The sequence below is a fragment of the Microbacterium sp. BF1 genome (assembly GCF_019279095.1).
In the GTDB taxonomy this organism is placed as follows: Bacteria; Actinomycetota; Actinomycetes; order Actinomycetales; family Microbacteriaceae; genus Microbacterium; species Microbacterium maritypicum.
In genome coordinates, this window is record NZ_JAGYWT010000457.1 from 1 (window position 1) to 1,959 (window position 1,959).

3 protein-coding genes are annotated in these 1,959 nt (G+C 67.8%); 1 reads left to right on the top strand and 2 read right to left on the bottom strand.

The window, feature by feature from the left end; translation table 11 throughout:
- On the bottom strand, positions 1-597 hold a 597-nt coding region (locus KZA10_RS13575; protein WP_218683143.1), incomplete at its 3' end, for a SipW-dependent-type signal peptide-containing protein.
- A gap of 177 nt (positions 598-774) precedes the next feature.
- Positions 775-1,674 (bottom strand): LysR family transcriptional regulator ArgP, encoded by a 900-nt coding sequence (locus tag KZA10_RS13580; protein ID WP_218683144.1) that lies wholly within the window; start codon positions 1,672-1,674, stop codon positions 775-777.
- Between the two features lie 70 nt (positions 1,675-1,744).
- Between KZA10_RS13580 and KZA10_RS13585 the strand changes: the two genes are divergently transcribed.
- A partial coding sequence (locus tag KZA10_RS13585) for a LysE family transporter (RefSeq protein WP_218683145.1) occupies positions 1,745-1,959 on the top strand: 215 nt, incomplete at its 3' end.

Sequence of the window (1,959 nt, forward strand, 5' to 3'; positions counted from 1 at the left end):
GAGCCTGGTGACCAACGCCACCTGGCTCGGTTCGAGCGCGGCGTCCGCCGTCACTTTGAAGCACAGCTGCACGGCCGTCCCCGGATCCGTGGAGGTCGCCCCCGCGGTGAGCGGCACGCTGGTGACGCCGGTCTGGAGGTCGAGTGTCGTCCCGGTCGCCACCGGTGTTCCTGTCGCGGATGCCGCATCACAGGTCGCTCCCGGCGCCAACTGATAGATCGAGTACGACAGGTGGTCGGAGTTCGACGTGGCCGCGGCATCGGCCGTGGTGCCATCGGCGACGAGATCGGCGCCGCTGGTGGTGCCGGCGGCGAGACGCACCCAGAACCCGGCATAGACCGAGCTGGTCGGCGACATGTTGCCCACGAGTCCGGCCGGCAGGGTGAACGCGAGAGTAGCCGCGCTGCCGGCGGAGTCGTGATCGGCATACGCGGTGCCGTCGGTAGAGCCCTGCAGATTGAACGCGCCGGCGGTGAACGTGCCGTTCGCGAACTCGGAGTCGTTCCAGGCCGCGAGCGTCACGGCGGTGCCGACGCCGAGAACGAGCCCGCCCGCCAGTACCGCCAGCACCTTGCGCTGGGTTGCCTTGGTTGCCATGTCGCTTCCCCCTCAGGAATTCGTGAGTCACGCGAATGCCTGTGTTCCGGTCGCCCCTCAACGACCCCGCATCTGCGCGTTTGCGCCATCCTCTCGTTGCCCCATCCGCAGAACAAGGCGATTTCGCGCACGAGATTCGATCATCCCGCGCAGAATCGCCTCCTCGCCCGCCGTGCCCTATCGCGATCGACGGGCCGGGGCGCCGCCGAGAACCCGTCGCGCCTCGGCGGCGATCTCCTTGGCGATGGTGTCGAGCAGGTCCGAGCGCAGGTTCCACTGCTGCCAGAACAGTTGCACGCGAAGGGTCGGTCCGCCCAGAGGAACGAGCCCGCTCGATTCCTGGAGCACCGGGACCATGCCCCAGCCGAGCCCGAGCGTGACGGCGAGGGCGTAGTCGTGGGACGCGGGGACGTAGTGCCGGGGCACTCCCTCCTGCGCCACCGACATCTCCCTGAGCCATTCGTGTTGCAGGGTGTCCCTGCGATCGAAGTCGACGAACGGCGCCGCAGACAGGGCGCTCTCGGTCGCTCCCTCCGGGAACCAGCGCGCGGCGAATGCCGGCTCGGCCATAGCCCGGTATTCGAGCACGCCGAGAGGCGACACCGAGCACCCGGAGACGGCGCTCTCCTCACTCGTGACAGCCGCCATCACGGTGCCCGATTCCAGCAGGCGAGCGGTGAAGTTCTGATCGTCGCGATGCAGGTCGAAGTCGATGTCGTGTCGGGCGGAGAGTCGTGCCAGCGGCGCGAGAAACCACGTGGCCATCGAGTCGGCGTTCACCGCGAGGGGTATCGTGATCCGCCGATTGCCCTCTGCTTCATCGATGCCGACACCGACGAGCGCGTCGTGCTCCAGGAGCGCGACCTGTCGGGCAAGACGCACGATGGCCTCCCCCGCCTCGGTGAGCCGTGCGGGCTTGGTGCGCACCACGAGGATGCGACCGAGCTGCTGCTCGAGAGTCTTCAACCGCTGACTCACTGCCGAAGGGGTGATCTGCAGCCGCTTCGACGCGGCATCCAGTGTCCCCTCGTCGACGATCGCGGCGAGGGTGGTCGCGAGCTCCGGATCGATGCGCACATTAGTGATGCTAATGGTGCGATAGGAATCTTCGCTTCACTTCATGTATCTCGATTCCTAGGCTGAACCCATGCTCACCGCTCTCGCCGGCCTCGGACTCGGCCTCTCCCTCATCGTCGCGATCGGCGCGCAGAACGTCTTCGTGCTTCGTCAGGGGATCCGGCGCGAGCATGTCCTCGCCGTGGTGATCATCTGCGCCCTCTCCGATGCGGCGCTCATCGCCGCGGGCGTCGCCGGACTCGGCTTCGTCCTCTCCGCCGCGCCCTGGCTGGTCGTGGTCGCGCG